The sequence below is a fragment of the Rheinheimera gaetbuli genome (assembly GCF_054781935.1).
Map to the genome: position 1 here is coordinate 172,695 of NZ_BAAGTL010000028.1, position 14,200 is coordinate 186,894.

At 49.4% G+C, this 14,200-nt stretch carries 9 protein-coding genes; 6 read left to right on the plus strand and 3 right to left on the minus strand.

Annotated features, from left to right (window positions below):
* Positions 1–2: 2 nt before the first annotated feature.
* Positions 3–926: a 4-hydroxy-tetrahydrodipicolinate synthase gene (gene dapA, locus ACYVIC_RS17205; RefSeq protein ID WP_460861938.1), complete on the minus strand. Its 924-nt coding sequence runs from the start codon at positions 924–926 to the stop codon at positions 3–5.
* An 80-nt stretch (positions 927–1,006) separates the two neighbouring features.
* On the opposite strand from dapA, the gene ACYVIC_RS17210 reads away from it, so the two are divergent.
* From ACYVIC_RS17210 to ACYVIC_RS17225, 4 genes are all read left to right on the plus strand, one after another.
* Positions 1,007–2,260 (plus strand): NAD(P)/FAD-dependent oxidoreductase, encoded by a 1,254-nt coding sequence (locus ACYVIC_RS17210; RefSeq protein WP_460861939.1) that lies wholly within the window; start codon positions 1,007–1,009, stop codon positions 2,258–2,260.
* A 91-nt stretch (positions 2,261–2,351) separates the two neighbouring features.
* A complete protein-coding gene (locus tag ACYVIC_RS17215; RefSeq protein ID WP_460861941.1) occupies positions 2,352–5,060 on the plus strand; it encodes a TonB-dependent receptor domain-containing protein in 2,709 nt (902 codons plus the stop codon).
* Positions 5,061–5,131: 71 nt separating this feature from the next.
* Positions 5,132–5,320, plus strand: a complete 189-nt coding sequence (locus ACYVIC_RS17220; RefSeq protein WP_460861942.1) for a hypothetical protein — start codon at positions 5,132–5,134, stop codon at positions 5,318–5,320.
* 58 nt (positions 5,321–5,378) lie between these two features.
* Positions 5,379–6,797: a peptide MFS transporter gene (locus ACYVIC_RS17225; protein WP_460861943.1), complete on the plus strand. Its 1,419-nt coding sequence runs from the start codon at positions 5,379–5,381 to the stop codon at positions 6,795–6,797.
* 55 nt (positions 6,798–6,852) lie between these two features.
* Here the strand turns inward: ACYVIC_RS17225 and ACYVIC_RS17230 are convergent, their stop codons facing one another.
* Entirely contained in the window at positions 6,853–9,093 is a 2,241-nt protein-coding gene (locus tag ACYVIC_RS17230) for a S9 family peptidase (protein ID WP_460861945.1), read from the minus strand.
* A 223-nt stretch (positions 9,094–9,316) separates the two neighbouring features.
* Here ACYVIC_RS17230 and ACYVIC_RS17235 point away from each other — a divergent pair, with 223 nt between their 5' ends.
* Positions 9,317–11,944, plus strand: a complete 2,628-nt coding sequence (locus ACYVIC_RS17235; RefSeq protein WP_460861947.1) for a M9 family metallopeptidase — start codon at positions 9,317–9,319, stop codon at positions 11,942–11,944.
* Between the two features lie 42 nt (positions 11,945–11,986).
* On the opposite strand, the gene ACYVIC_RS17240 is transcribed toward ACYVIC_RS17235, so the two are convergent.
* On the minus strand, positions 11,987–12,637 hold the full coding sequence (locus ACYVIC_RS17240) for a GntR family transcriptional regulator (protein WP_460862651.1): 651 nt from the start codon (positions 12,635–12,637) through the stop codon (positions 11,987–11,989).
* Between the two features lie 140 nt (positions 12,638–12,777).
* On the opposite strand from ACYVIC_RS17240, the gene ACYVIC_RS17245 reads away from it, so the two are divergent.
* On the plus strand, positions 12,778–13,851 hold the full coding sequence (locus ACYVIC_RS17245) for a M24 family metallopeptidase (protein ID WP_460861948.1): 1,074 nt from the start codon (positions 12,778–12,780) through the stop codon (positions 13,849–13,851).
* Positions 13,852–14,200: the final 349 nt, after the last annotated feature.

Consider the following 14,200-nt stretch of genomic DNA (forward strand, 5'->3'; position numbering starts at 1 on the left):
GGTTATTGCGCCAACATGGCGTCATACTTGGCCAGATCTGGCCGGGTGCGCAGCGCCTGGGCAACCACCTGTTCAACATAAGCACGCTCTGCGCCTTCCAATGCCAGCCGCGGTAAACGCACCTGCTCACTGCCACGCTCCAGCAATTGCTCAGCCAGCTTAATGCACTGCACTAAGGTTGGAATGGTATCCAGCCGCAGCAGAGGCATAAACCAGCGGTAAATTTGCCGTGCCTCGTTAATACGCCCGGCGCGGGCCAGTTTAAATAACATCACCGACTCACGCGGAAACACATTGGTTAAACCGGAGATCCAGCCGGTAGCGCCGAGGAATATTGATTCCAGTGCGATATCATCGACGCCGCAAAAAATCTGAAACCGCTCGCCAAAACGGCTTTGCAGCTCGGTGATGCGGCGGGTATCGGTGGTGGACTCTTTAATAGCAACGATATTCGGCTCTTCTGCCAAAATAGCGGTCATCTGCAGGTTAATATCCACGCCATAGCTGACCGGATTGTTGTATAGCATAATCGGCAATTTCGTCGCCCGCGCCACGGTTTGATAGTGCACCAGCACTTCACGGTCGGTACCGCGGTACACCACTGCCGGTAGCAACATAATGCCATCTACGCCAATTTGTTCAGCGGCTTTAATATAATCAATAGCCTGGCCGGCACTGTGCTCTGTGCAACCGGCAATTACCGGAATACGCCCGGCCACCGTTTTTACCGTTTGCTGCAAAAACTCCCGCTTCTCTGTCGACGTCAGTGAGGCATTTTCGCCCACGGTACCCAACGCAATAATGCCGTCAATGCCATCAGCTATCAGCTGCTCTAACATTCGGGCATTGGCCGCGTAGTTAATGCTGCCATCTTGCTGAAATTGCGTGGAGATTGCCGGATAGACACCTTGCCAGTTTACTTGCATCTTTTTTAACCTCTATCATTGATGTTGGATAAAGAATATTGTATACAATCTGCATTATCAAGTGATTTTGGAGTTTTGCTGTGCAACAGGTCTGTATTATCGGTGGCGGTATAGTGGGATTAAGCAACGCCTTGTTTTTGCAACAAGCCGGATTTGACGTGCTGTTGCTCGATGCCAACGGTATTGGCCAGGGCTGCTCAGCTGGCAATGCCGGCCACTTTGCTACCGAACAGGTATTCCCGCTGGCGCAACCGGCGCTGTTAAGCCAATTGCCGGCCATGCTGCTCAATCCACTTGGGCCCTTGCGTATTCGCGCCAGTTATTTACTGCAGGCGCTGCCGTGGTTCGCCCGCTTTGTCGCCAATATGCGTAAAAGCAAGCGCGATGCCCATCAACGGGCGTTAAGTGGCTTAAACCATGCCAGCCTGGCCAGCTGGCAAAAACTGCTGCACAGCTGTCAGCTGAGCCAGCAAATCCAATATAACGGCGCGCTGCTGGTGACAGAACACCGCAATATCAGTGCACTGCAACAGCAATATCAGGTTTATCGCAGCGCTGGCATAGATGTGCGCTGGTGTGACAGACAGCAACTGCAGCAGCTGGAGCCGGCATTGGCTGCCACGCTGAATGCCGCACTGGATTTTACTGAAGTGGCACACAGCAGCGATCCTTTAGCGTTATGCCAGCAACTTTATCAGCAGTTTTGCCAACTGGGTGGCCGTTATCTGCAGACTGAAGTGCGCCAAGTCATTCCTGGCCAAAACCGGCACCAGCTTATCTGCGTCGACAAAGAAATTGTCTGTGAACAGCTGATTATTGCTGCCGGTGCGCATTCAGCGCAATTTACCCGGCAGTTAGGCTGGCGGGTGCCGCTGGAAGCCGAGCGTGGCTATCACCTGATGCTGGCCCCGGTGGCACTGAGCCGGCCGGTTAGCTCACTGGAACGCAAATGCATAATGACGCCCATGCAGCACGGCTTGCGTCTGGCGGGTACGGCAGAATTTGCCGGCCTGCACACCAAACCCGATTATCAGCGCGCGACCGTACTGCAGCAACATGCCGACCAGTTACTGCGCCAGCGCACAACTGCAGTTAAACCAGCAGAAGCTGACTTATCTGCTACCCATGCGGTCTGGGCCGGTAACCGGCCATCATTACCCGATTCATTGCCGGTGCTGGGCCCCTGCCCGCGCCATAGCGGCATTTATTACAACTTTGGCCATCAGCATCTTGGGCTGACGCAGGCAGCCTTTAGCGCTGAACTGCTGACCAGCTGCCTGCTGAAACAGGCGCCAGCATTTGATTTGACACCATTTCGCATAAATAGATTTTAAATTATATTGTATACAATATACACATTAAGGTATAACAAAGCTGCTTTTTTGCACAACAACACAAGAAAACAACAGGAAGAAGGAAACATTCATGCAACGCGCAAAATTACCACTGTTAATCACGCTACTGCTTGGCTCAACGCATTATCAGGTGTTGGCATCAGCCGAACAGGACGCCGACCAGCTAGAACGTATTACCATTACAGGCTCACGTTTGAAACAGGTCGATATGGAAGGTGCTAGCCCTATCACCGTGATAAATGCTGCAGATGTAATTGCGGCAGGCTTTAACAATGTTGGCGATGCGCTCAGAGCATCCAATTTTAACTCTTTCGGCTCTTGGGGCGGTGGTGCCAATAATTCCTGGGCATCACAATCGACGGTATCAATGAAAGGCTCTGGTTCAGAGCGCACCCTGGTGTTGCTTGATGGCCAGCGAATGGCCAAATCGCCTGTTATGGACGGCGGTTCAGCTAATCTCAATACCTTGCCAATGGCTGCTGTAGAACGTATCGAAGTATTAAGTGATGGTGCTTCAGCAATTTACGGTACTGATGCTATGGCTGGTGTTATTAACATTATCCTGAAAAAAGATTACAACGGCAGCCAGGTTAGTCTTCGGCGCGAAACCACCAGCCGTAGCGGCGGCGGCGATAGCTACGATTTTTCCATGACCACAGGTTTTAGCGATAGCAAAAGCAATTTTATTATGACCTGGGAGCATAAACAGCGCGACGCTATTAGTATGCGATCGCGCGACTATGAAGCCCCCTATCTGGTTGCTGGCGGTAACCTAGGCCTGATGGATGACTGGCGTAAAATATGGGAGTGGGGCCGCACCATCGTTAAATCATCTGACGATTCATGGGCCTACCAAACACCGTTAATGAATGACGATTGCAATGCCTACAACAAAAACGGCCAGAATGCCTTTATTGGCCCGGTATCGTCACTGGATTACCCCGATGATCGGGCCTGCCTGTATGATCATTCCGTTGCTGCCAACATGAATTCAAGCAGCAACCAAGATAACATCCTTGTTATGTATAATCGCGAACTTACTGCAGATATCAAACTCAGTGCCAGAACCTATTGGGCCAACAACCGCAGTAAAGATGTTTCCGCCCCCGTTCCCGGCACCATTATTTTCCCTACCGCCCTGCCCTCATATACCACTGAGGCCGGTCATACGCTAAGAGCAGTAGAGGCCGGAGATCGGATATATTATCGCTTCGACTCTGCGGGTGACCGTGTTGCCAGGCATAACGACAACATCCTCGATTTTCTGCTGAGTGTAGAAGGCACAACCCGCTGGGGCTTTTGGGAGTCCGCTATTAACGTCAACCGGTACAACAACTTTACCTGGGGTACGGGATATCTATACACCGACGCAGTGCAGAAATTAATTGGTAGTTACGACGATACTACCGCCACCTTTACTGGCTGGGACCCTCGCGATCCTAACTCTGATGTTCCAGGCGGAGCCGCCGCTAATATTGATAAATTCTCTAAAGCCAGAGCGGTGGATTTCAGTGCCGGTGCTGGCGCTGATTTATTTGAAATGGCCAGTGGCAGTGTTGCGGCTTATATTGGTGCTGCTATCCGCAAGGAGCACTTTATGTCAGATATCGACGCCTTAACCAAGGCTGGGAAAATATTTGGCGGTAGCGGTGGTGCGGGCGGCAATGGTGAGCGAACCGTAAAAGCGGTCTACGGCGAATTATCCGTACCTGTTTTTTCTCAACTTGAAGCCAATATTGCCGGTCGTTACGACCACTACAGTGATTTTGGCGGGACTTTTAATCCACAGCTAGGATTACGCTACACCCCGCTGGATAATCTGTTAATTCGTGCTTCTTATGGCGAAGGTTTCAGAGCACCAACGCTGGCAGACCTATACCGTGGCCCAACCCAAGGCTGGTACACCATCACCAACTACCCGCTATGCCATGCAACAGCTGGTGAGGAAATAACCGGCTGCACCCGCCGCGATAGTATTTATGTTGATATTGGCGGTAACGACAAACTAAAAGCTGAAACCTCAAAAACCAGCAATATCGGTGTTGTTTGGGATATTTATGACAACGTTAGTTTAACCGCTGATTTTTGGGAGCTGAAAATTGATAATATTATTAGTCAGTTAAGTCCGGGTCTGATTGCCTATAGCCAGGCAAAACTATGGGAAGCTGCAGACGCCGCAGGCCAACCCCGTCAAGATATTTCTGCCCTGTTTCCCAATACGGCAATTAGCTTTTTGCCAAACGGGCGTTTGGAAAGCATGAAAATTACTACAACTAACCGAGGCTTCGAAGAAAAGCGAGGCATTGACGTTAAAGTAAGTGGCAGGTTGGCAACCGACATCGGCGAATTTAAAGCTGACCTGGGATTATCCCACATAGCTCGCTTTAAACGCTCGCAATCGGTTGAAAGCAACATGGGTGAGTTAGAACTTGGTATGAATGAAATCGGCCGCATCGATTATCCTTCAGATCGCATTAACCTAACCCTCAGCTACAACCAGGGTAATCACAGCCTGACTTACTATGGCAATTACATCAGCGCGCAAAAGGATAAAGAACTTAACGCCGAGCAACAATGGGTGGTAGATAACCGGGTGGGTTCACTCGTTACTCATAACATCTCTTATCAATTAGAGCTGCCCTGGCAAGGTAAAGTCAGTCTGGGTATCAACAACCTGACTGACGAAGATCCGCGCTTTGATAAATGGGGCGGTTACTCGCGCAGCCTATACAGCATCTATGGCCGCACCCTTTACCTGGGCTATACGCAAAGTTTCTAACCCCTGGAAATCAAAAGATGGCAAGCCTGCATCTTTTGTTGTTTACTCCTGGCTAACTAGCCAGGAGTTTTTTGAGACTCCCCGCGATGAAACATTACTTGCAAGAAAAGATGCTGCTCCTGGCATTAACTGTCTGTGTGTCGTTAAAGGCCACACCAAATCCCCTAACACCAGCCGACATAGCCAGCGAAAAACCCACGTTGTCGCAATACCAAAGCTTTGCCGGGGATATCGATGTTACCTACAACCCGCACACCTGATAAATGATGAACAACACTTTCATCACCTGCAAATTAACAAGCAAGGAATTAAATAAAAATGGACAAAATATCTAGAGGTACAGATCTTTGGGGCCATCCTAAAGGTTTATTTTTGCTGTTTGGCACCGAAATGTGGGAACGTTTTTCCTACTACGCTATGCGCGCTTTGCTGGTGCTGTATCTGGTAGACACCGTTCACAGTCAGGGCGGCGGCTTAGGCTGGGACCAGGCAAGTGCATTAAAGTTATATGGCACCTTTACCATGCTGGTTTATGTTACCCCATTACTCGGCGGCTGGCTGGCAGATCATCTGCTAGGCCAGCGCCTGGCAATCATACTCGGTAGCATATTAATGGCGCTGGGCCAATTTAGCCTGGCGTTGCCGCATCATTGGTTTGCCGGAATCGAGCTCTACCCTTTTTATGCCGGGCTGGCGTTGCTGATCCTGGGAAATGGCTTATTTAAACCAAACATATCCACTATGGTGGGCGATTTATATGCGGCAGGTGATCGCCGCCGCGACGGCGCTTTTACCATCTTTTATCTGGGTATTAATGCCGGTATGTTTTTAGCCGGGATCAGCGTTGGCATTGTGATTGATCAGTTTGGGTTTCAACACACGGTTAATGGTGACCTCGTCCATGTCCGCAATTATCAGGCAGGCTTTTTACTGGCAGGCTTAGGTATGATATTGGCGTTAGTGCTGCAAATGACCTTGGCAAAAGTGTTACTGGGTGACATTGGTATTGAACCGGCGGCCAGGCGTGACAGACGTTTGTCTGAAGCAAAACGTACGGCGCCCTTAACCAAACAAGAAGTTGACCGGTTAAAGGTGCTGTTAATAATGGGGTTGTTTACTATTATTTTCTGGGCAGGCTTTGAACAGGCCGGCGGCCTGATGAATATATACGCTGACCGATTTGTTGACAGAACCGTTGCTGGCGTTGAACTTAACCCCACTTATTTTCAATCACTTAACCCACTTTTCATAATGATTTTTGCGCCGCTATTCGCCATATTATGGCTGCGCTTAGGAAAGCATGAACCCAATTCGCCACTGAAATTTGCCATAGGCCTGGTGCTACTGGGTATCGGCTTTTTATTTATGGTTGGCGCTACAATGCAGCAAGGTGATGGCAGTAAAGCGAGTATGTGGTGGCTGGTGCTGGCGTATCTGTTTTTTACCCTGGGTGAACTGTGTTTATCACCTATTGGCCTGGCAATGGTAACCCGCTTATCGCCGCTGCGCATGGCATCTTTATTAATGGGCGCCTGGTATCTGTTTTTAGCCGCCGCTAACAAATTAGCCGGTTTAATAGGTTCTTTAATAGGTACCGATAAAGGCACCTCTGACGAGGCCATGATAGCCAACGCTTTTGCCATTTTCAGCGGCCTGGCAATAGCCGCCTTTATTGCGGGCCTACTGCTATATTGTCTGGCCGACAAACTGGTGTACTGGATGCACGGCAAAGCCTGATTGGTAAAGCGGCGCGTTAATTTTCGCTGAACTAACGGGCGCCGCGTTATTTTACTTAGTTGCTGTTGATGTGGAAAAACGCTGGTGGTGCTTGCTCAAGTAAATGCCGGACAAAATAATCCCAACGCCGGCGGGTAAAGTAGCTGTCTTCGCGCAAATCGTGATCTTTATTCGCTAACAGCAATAAATCCACGTCGCGGTTTGCTGCCTGAATGGCTGCCGCCAGCCGGAAACTGTTGGCCGGATTAACATTATTATCTAAATCCCCCGTGGCTAATAACAGCTTGCCGCTTAACTGATGCGCCAGCGTCATATTGCTGTTGCTGTCATAATGCTCACCTTCTTCCGGCATACCCATCCACATCTCCGGCCACCAGGCTTTAGACATACGGTGATCGTGATTACCGGCCGAGGCCACAGCCACCTTATAAACATCGCCGTATTTCAATAGCGCCCTGGCGGCATCATAACCGCCGGCAGAATGGCCGTAAGCGCCAACCCGGCTTAAATCCAGGTAAGGCCGCTTGGCAGCAAGTTGCTGCAAACCGCTGATAAAATCTGGCCCGCCTATATCACCGAGATTTTTATAACTGTGCAGGTGAAAAGCCCGCGAGCGATGCGCTGTACCCAGCGGATCTAGATTCAGTACCACAAAACCCAGTTGCGCCAGCGGTGTTTCGGTATTGGCAAAGCCGCGCGAGAAGCGCTTGGCGCTGACGATAGTATGCGGGCCGGCATACATATGCTGCACCACCGCGTAGCGTTTGGCCGGGTCAAAATTGGTTGGTTTATACAGCAAACCATACAGCGGCGTTTTGCCATCGCGCGCCAGCACACTAAAGGGCTCCGGTGGCTGCCAGCCAGTGGCGCGCAGCGCACTGTCATCGGCTACCGCCAGCGTTTGCAGCACCTGGCCATCCATACTCTGGCGCACTGTGCTGATGGTCGGCAGATCAACACGGGAATAGCTGTCGTAAAAATGCTGCCAGTCTGGCGATAAACTCACCTGATGATCGGCATATTCCGGTGTTAGCAGCGTCAGCGCACTGCCATCGAGGTTAATACGATACAAATAGCGAAAATAAGGATCGCCACGCTCGCGACCGGACGCAGAGAAATACAGCTGCTGGTTTTTATGGTCTACGCCATGCAGCTGGCGCACAACAAAGTCACCCCGCGTCAGCTGGCGCGTTTTACCATTGCGTTGCTGCAGATATAAATGGTTCCAGCCATCGCGTTCAGAGCTAAACACAAACTGATCAGCGTCCAGCCAGGCAATACCGTGTTTGGCATAATCGAGAAACTGTTCGCTGCGCTCCTGCCATTTTATGGTTGCCACCCCCGCGGTATCAATTTGCCATAATGTCAGCGCCCGCATGCCGCGGTCGCGCGCCACCAGATAGAAAAAGCCGTCGTCATGCCAGCTGACATCGCCCCAGTTTTGCGTGGTTTCAAGCGGCGGCAGCAGCGTCATGCTTACTTTGCCGCTATGCGCATCAACAATCGCCAGTTGATAATGCGAGCGCTGATCATTACCCGGTAAAGCGCGTTTATAAGAGTGCAACACTGCGCTGTGGCCCTGAGCTGGCAGGTTTTGCAGCATATGTAGCGTTGGCATAGTGCGTCTGTCCAGCACAAAGGTGGCGGCGTAGCGGCTATCACCTGACCAGACAAACTGCGTATTGCGTTTGGGCGCTACCGCCGCGCCATTAATCTGGTCCAGCTGATACCAGTCATTTAATTCGCCCCAGGCATAATCGCCACTGCCATCTGTGGTCAATTGCTGCGTCCGGCCCGAGCTGAGATCAGTCAGTAGCAGGTTATGCGCTATGCTAGCCAGCTGCCAGCGCTTGTCTGGCGACATTACCGCTGTGGGCTGTGCCACCACCTGGCACTGATAAACCGATGCCAGCTGACAACGCCAGCTTTGCTGCTGGTATTGCAATGTCGCCTGCCAGTGCTGTTCAGTGCGGTTAAGCCTTATTTGCAGCTCATCAGCATCTAGCGCGGAATCCGCTGCCAAAGCTCGGGAAAGTTCAGCCATATCTAACTGCTGCGGCGTTTGCTGCAAGCTGTCTGCAAAGTAAAAGTTGCGGCCATCGGCTTGCTGGCGGCTAAACCAATAGCCTTGCTGTTGCCAGTAAAACGGCAGCTCGGCATTTAGCACTAAAGGCCGCACATTGGGGTAAAAATATTGCTGCGCCTGCTGGTAAGCAAGCTGCATAGCAGGAGGTTCAGACGCTAACGCCGGTGTCGCCAGTAACGCGGCTGTCAGCAGTAAATATCTGGCTAACATACTCAGTCCTAATGTAAAAATGGCACTTGAGCATAACAGCACACAAAACTGCATACAATATCCATTATACAATTTACCTATTATGGTTAGGTCAAAATAACATCAGAAGTAACCTAATGTATAAGCAAACAGTCTTTAAAGGATATTGTATACAGTATTCATTACGTTTAGATTACAAAAGCCCGCGATGGCAAAAATAACATCTAATGCACAGGAACCAGACATGAGAACACAACAACAAAAATCATTGAGAACAAAAACTGTATTAAGCGCATTGGCACTGGCCATTAGCGCTTACAGTTCTGTTGCTTTGGCAAATGATAAACCTGCACCGCAAGCGCTAAACGCAAATTCAGTAAATCCAAGCTCGGGCAGCATAAAGGCGCCTGTTGAGCCACTACCTGACGCCTTGCGGCTCAAACATCAACAAGAGCAGGAATTTTACGAATCTCATACCGCAATCCAGCTCAGCCGTTCGGGCGAGGCAATAATGAGTGCCGTAAACTGCGACTCAGTATATAGCGGTTATGGCAATAAAACCGGGCAGGCATTAGTTGACCATATCCTGGCCAACCCATCATCGTGTATTAATGCACTATTTAACGGTGATGCCACCGCAATAGCGGCATTTCAGGCTGACAAAATGTATACCGTAGCCAATGCGACGGCAGCTTTAGCGAGCAGCTACAACCCTGGCACTGCAACTGAAGAAACAATAGGTAAGCTTTATTACTTTTTACGCACCGGATATTACGTGCAATATTATAACCCCAGCGCCATCCCGGCTTATCCTGCCTGGGTTAAAACAGCTGTCCATTCAGCGCTGGATAATTTATTTGCCAATCCTCAGTTTTATAGCAGCTCAGACCTACATGGCAGAAATATTCAGGACGCTTTAACACTTATCGACAGTGCCGGTGAAAATGCGCGTTATTTATATGTCGTAAAACAATGGTTGACCCGCTGGAACAGCAATATGGCTGAGAGCTGGAATATGCGCTCGGCTGTTAATTCGATATTCACGGTGTTATTTCGCGGGCATTACGACAGCGCTTTTGTAGAGGCGGCAACAAACGACAGTCAACTGATACAGCAATTAGGCAACTTTGCCACATCAGACTGGATGCTTAATTCCAACTCATCATTTATGCAGGAAAACGCCGCCGCCGAACTAAGCCGCTTTTTGCAATACAGCAATACTGCAACCTCAGTAACTGTTGATAGTGAAGTGGGCAAAATTTTAAGCCGTTACAATATGAATGGCGTTGGCGCTAATGTATGGATAAAAACAGCAGCTACTGTTGATTACTATGGTCGTTGTGCAGCGTTTAACATTTGCGGTTTTGCTGAGCAATTGGAACAACAGGTGTTAAACACGCGTCATTCTTGTAATGATTCTTTAAAATTCCGTGTTCAGGATATGACGTCTAACCAATTTAACGAATCTTGCAACACCTTAGTTGCACAGGAGAGTTTTTTCCATCAGTTCCTGGTGACAAATAATCAGCCGGTGGCAGATGACCTTAATAGCAACCTGGAAATGGTAGTGTTTGACAGTAGCGACGACTATGGCCTGTATGCTGGATTATTTTTCGGTATAGATACCAATAACGGTGGCATGTACCTCGAAGGTAACCCGGCACAGGCAGGAAACCAGGCACGTTTTATAGCCTATGAAGCTGAATGGCTAAGGCCAGATTTTACCATTTGGAACCTGACGCACGAAATGGTGCATTATTTAGACGGACGTTTTAACTTAAAAGGCGATTTTGGCGACGCCCGGGTTGGAACCCATAAAACCGTATGGTGGATTGAAGGTTTAGCTGAGTACGTCTCAAAGAAAAACCGTAACGATTATGCGGTAAGCCTGGCTAGCTCACGCAAATTTGCGCTAAGCCAAATCATGTCTAACACATACAACAGCGGTACTGAGCGGATATATCACTGGGGTTACCTGGCTGTTCGTTTTATGTTTGAGCGTCAACCTGCCAAATTAAACGAACTGTTAGCTCACTTCAGAACGGGTAACTATGACAGCTATTTAGCCGCGATAAACGCTATAGGCACCAGCTATGATGCAGAATGGTCAACCTGGTTAGGCAGCGTAACAAGTAATGATACTACCCCTGATGTGACATTAACTAATCCAACGGATCCGACAGATCCACCAGATACAAATGAACTCATCTCCGGCCAGAGCAAAACGGGCTTAGCTGCTGAACGCAACGAATGGTTACATTACTTTGTTGATGTACCTGCCGGCCAAAGTAAGCTGACTATTTCTCAGACAGGAGGTAGCGGTGATGCCGATCTTTACGTAAAACGTGGTCAGGAACCCGCTTTACGTAACTATGATTGCCGGCCATATAGAAATGGCAATAACGAAGGCTGCGAATTCACCTCGCCTGCAGCGGGTCGTTGGTATGTTTCAACTCATGCATACAGAGCTTTTAGTGGTCTAACACTGACAGCAACATTAGAAAGCGGGACGACACAACCTGATGCCTGCGCAACGCAAGCGCCGGTAAGCTATATACAGGTTGCGCCGGATAACGAATATTGTGTTGCAGCGGCAAATAATGGCGATTATACGTATTTCTATCTGTACAACACCGTTGCTAATGCACGTTATACCTTTAACCTTTACGGCAACGGCAACGGCGAAGGCAATGCAGACCTGTATTTTAGTAATGTAAGCTGGCCGACATCTGATGATAGTCAACAACGTTCTGTCAGCACGGGCAGTAACGAGTCCATTACCACTGAGGCATTACCGGTTGGTTGGGCTTATATCAGTGTTCATGCTAATTCTGAACGGCCACAGACTACACTCACAGTTACGATGAATTAGATGCAGACAAAACAAGGGCCGCCCCTGGCGTCCCTTGTTTTGTTATTTATGCAGAATATTAACTATTTCCTTCGCCGCGCCGGTAATATGATTTTGCAACAATTGACAAGCCTCTTTCACTTGCTTTTTGCGGCAAAAGTTTAGCAGTGCAGAATGTTCAGGATCAGCTTTATTGATACCCCCCGCCAATAACAGATGCACTCTGATATATCTATCTGAATTAACGATTAAATTTTGAACTATTTCAAAGGTTAACGGCCGATCTGCAGCTTTATACAAACTTAAATGAAAGCGGGTATTTAACTCACTCCAGGAACTCTTAGTTCCTACATCATGAAAAGCCGAAGCCATCTGCTGCAGCAACTGTTCGCTTTGTGCCAGTTCAGCCTCAGTCAGCTTGGGGATCGCCAGCCGCAGTAGCTCACATTCGAGTAAAGCGCGCAGTTCAAATAATTCGGTCACCTGCTCGGCCGACAGCTTAGTTGCGGTAGCGCCTTTATGCGCTTCAAACTCTACCAGACCCTCGGCTTCCAGCTGCAGCAGCGCTTCACGCACCGGAATACGGCTTACTTTTAACTCATCAGCCAGCGCCGCTTGTCGCAGTGGCTCACCCGCTTTAATAGCACCGGTGAGAATTTTTTCCCGGATCGCCTCTACAACTACCTGGGTACGAGTTTTATATTCAACAACCATCACAGAGCCTGCTTTTGCCTTAACATGGTATGCAGTATACCAAATACATCTATTGCTGCAGCAATAACTTAGCCAGGCATTAAAACAGCACTTGCTGTCGTCAAGCATATTGGATATTGTATACCAAAAGGAGGTTGCCAATGCGCTTAGGTAAATTACGCCAGTTAATGGCACAACTCAATTATCAGGCTCTGCTGCTGACCGAACCGTTAAATATCCGCTATGTGTCTGGTTTCAGTGGCAGCTCCGCCAGTTTGCTTATTACCGCCGAGCGGCAATTTCTGATCACCGATTATCGTTATACCGAACAGGCACAGGCTGAATGCGCTGGCGTTGACATTATTTGTCGCGACCGCTCAGCACAGAGCCTGGGGCAATGCCTCGCCGAGCTATTACAGCATCAACCGATAAATCGTTTACATCTGGAATATGGCCATCTGAGCGTCGAATTATTTTGGCAGCTGCAGCATGACTTGCCGCTAACACTGAGCCCGGCTACCAATCTGCCTGAGCAGCTTCGCGCCTGCAAAGATCCGCATGAACTAAATTGCCTGCGCCGGGCCGCCGCTATTGCCGACACCGCGTTAGCCTGGTTACTGCCGCAGTTGCAGGTGGGTATGACAGAGCGGGCGGCGGCAGATTTACTGCAACAAAAAATCTACGCGCTGGGCGCTGATGAACTGGCCTTTCCTACTATCTTGCTATCCGGTGAACGTAGTGCCCTGCCGCATGGCAAGCCGAGCCAACGCCGCTTTGCCGTTGGCGATTGGATCCTGCTGGATTTTGGCGCCCGCGTCGAAGGCTACCGTTCTGACATGACCCGCACTGTGGTGCTGGGTCAGGCCAGTGCTGAACAACAGCAGTTTTATCAAACCGTATTAAACGCACAGCAAGCAGCGTTAGCGGCGGTAAAGCCTGGTATCAGCGGCCAACAGCTCGATCAGATAGCCCAAGCTGTGCTGACCGCCTCGCCTTATGCCGCTTATGTCGGCGAAGGTTTAGGCCACGGTGTGGGATTGGCGCTGCATGAATATCCGCTAATGCGCCGCGGCTGTGAGGTTGTGTTGCAACCCGATATGGTTGTCACCATTGAACCGGGCCTTTATAAGCCCGGCTTTGGCGGCGTGCGGATTGAAGATGATATTGTCATAACCCAGCAAGGCTATCAGCTACTGACACAAAGCCCAAGACAGCTGCAACAGCTACCAGCCTGACTCAGATTGACTATACAACTAGCTTACTTATGAACCAAAAAAGCGGTAAAACCTGACCTAAGCATAAAAATTATTTTCACCACCCGTAGCCACAAAAACAACTTAACATTTAAAAACAATAATTTAATGGCAAGCGCTCTACTATTACAGGCTAAGTTTTTGCTTGCAGTTTAACGCTGCAAGCTTTAAGTTGTATAACATCTTAATGAGTAAGAACTGCGAAATGAAAACTGTCACTGTACTACACCATCATAGCGACTAGCCGTCCGGAATTTTCGGAGGGCTATTTTCTGGCGCTCCGGTGGTACAGCAACAAAAACCCCGAGCCCAGGCCCGGGGTTTTTGTTTA

What these genes read in the sequence shown, in the direction of transcription:
- dapA (WP_460861938.1), bottom strand. Translation starts at nt 926, where the DNA reads ATGCAAGTAAACTGGCAAGGTGTCTATCCGGCAATCTCCACGCAATTT.
- ACYVIC_RS17215 (WP_460861941.1), top strand. Translation starts at nt 2,352, where the DNA reads ATGCAACGCGCAAAATTACCACTGTTAATCACGCTACTGCTTGGCTCA.
- ACYVIC_RS17225 (WP_460861943.1), top strand. Translation starts at nt 5,379, where the DNA reads ATGGACAAAATATCTAGAGGTACAGATCTTTGGGGCCATCCTAAAGGT.
- ACYVIC_RS17230 (WP_460861945.1), bottom strand. Translation starts at nt 9,093, where the DNA reads ATGTTAGCCAGATATTTACTGCTGACAGCCGCGTTACTGGCGACACCG.
- ACYVIC_RS17235 (WP_460861947.1), top strand. Translation starts at nt 9,317, where the DNA reads ATGAGAACACAACAACAAAAATCATTGAGAACAAAAACTGTATTAAGC.
- ACYVIC_RS17240 (WP_460862651.1), bottom strand. Translation starts at nt 12,637, where the DNA reads ATGGTTGTTGAATATAAAACTCGTACCCAGGTAGTTGTAGAGGCGATC.
- ACYVIC_RS17245 (WP_460861948.1), top strand. Translation starts at nt 12,778, where the DNA reads ATGCGCTTAGGTAAATTACGCCAGTTAATGGCACAACTCAATTATCAG.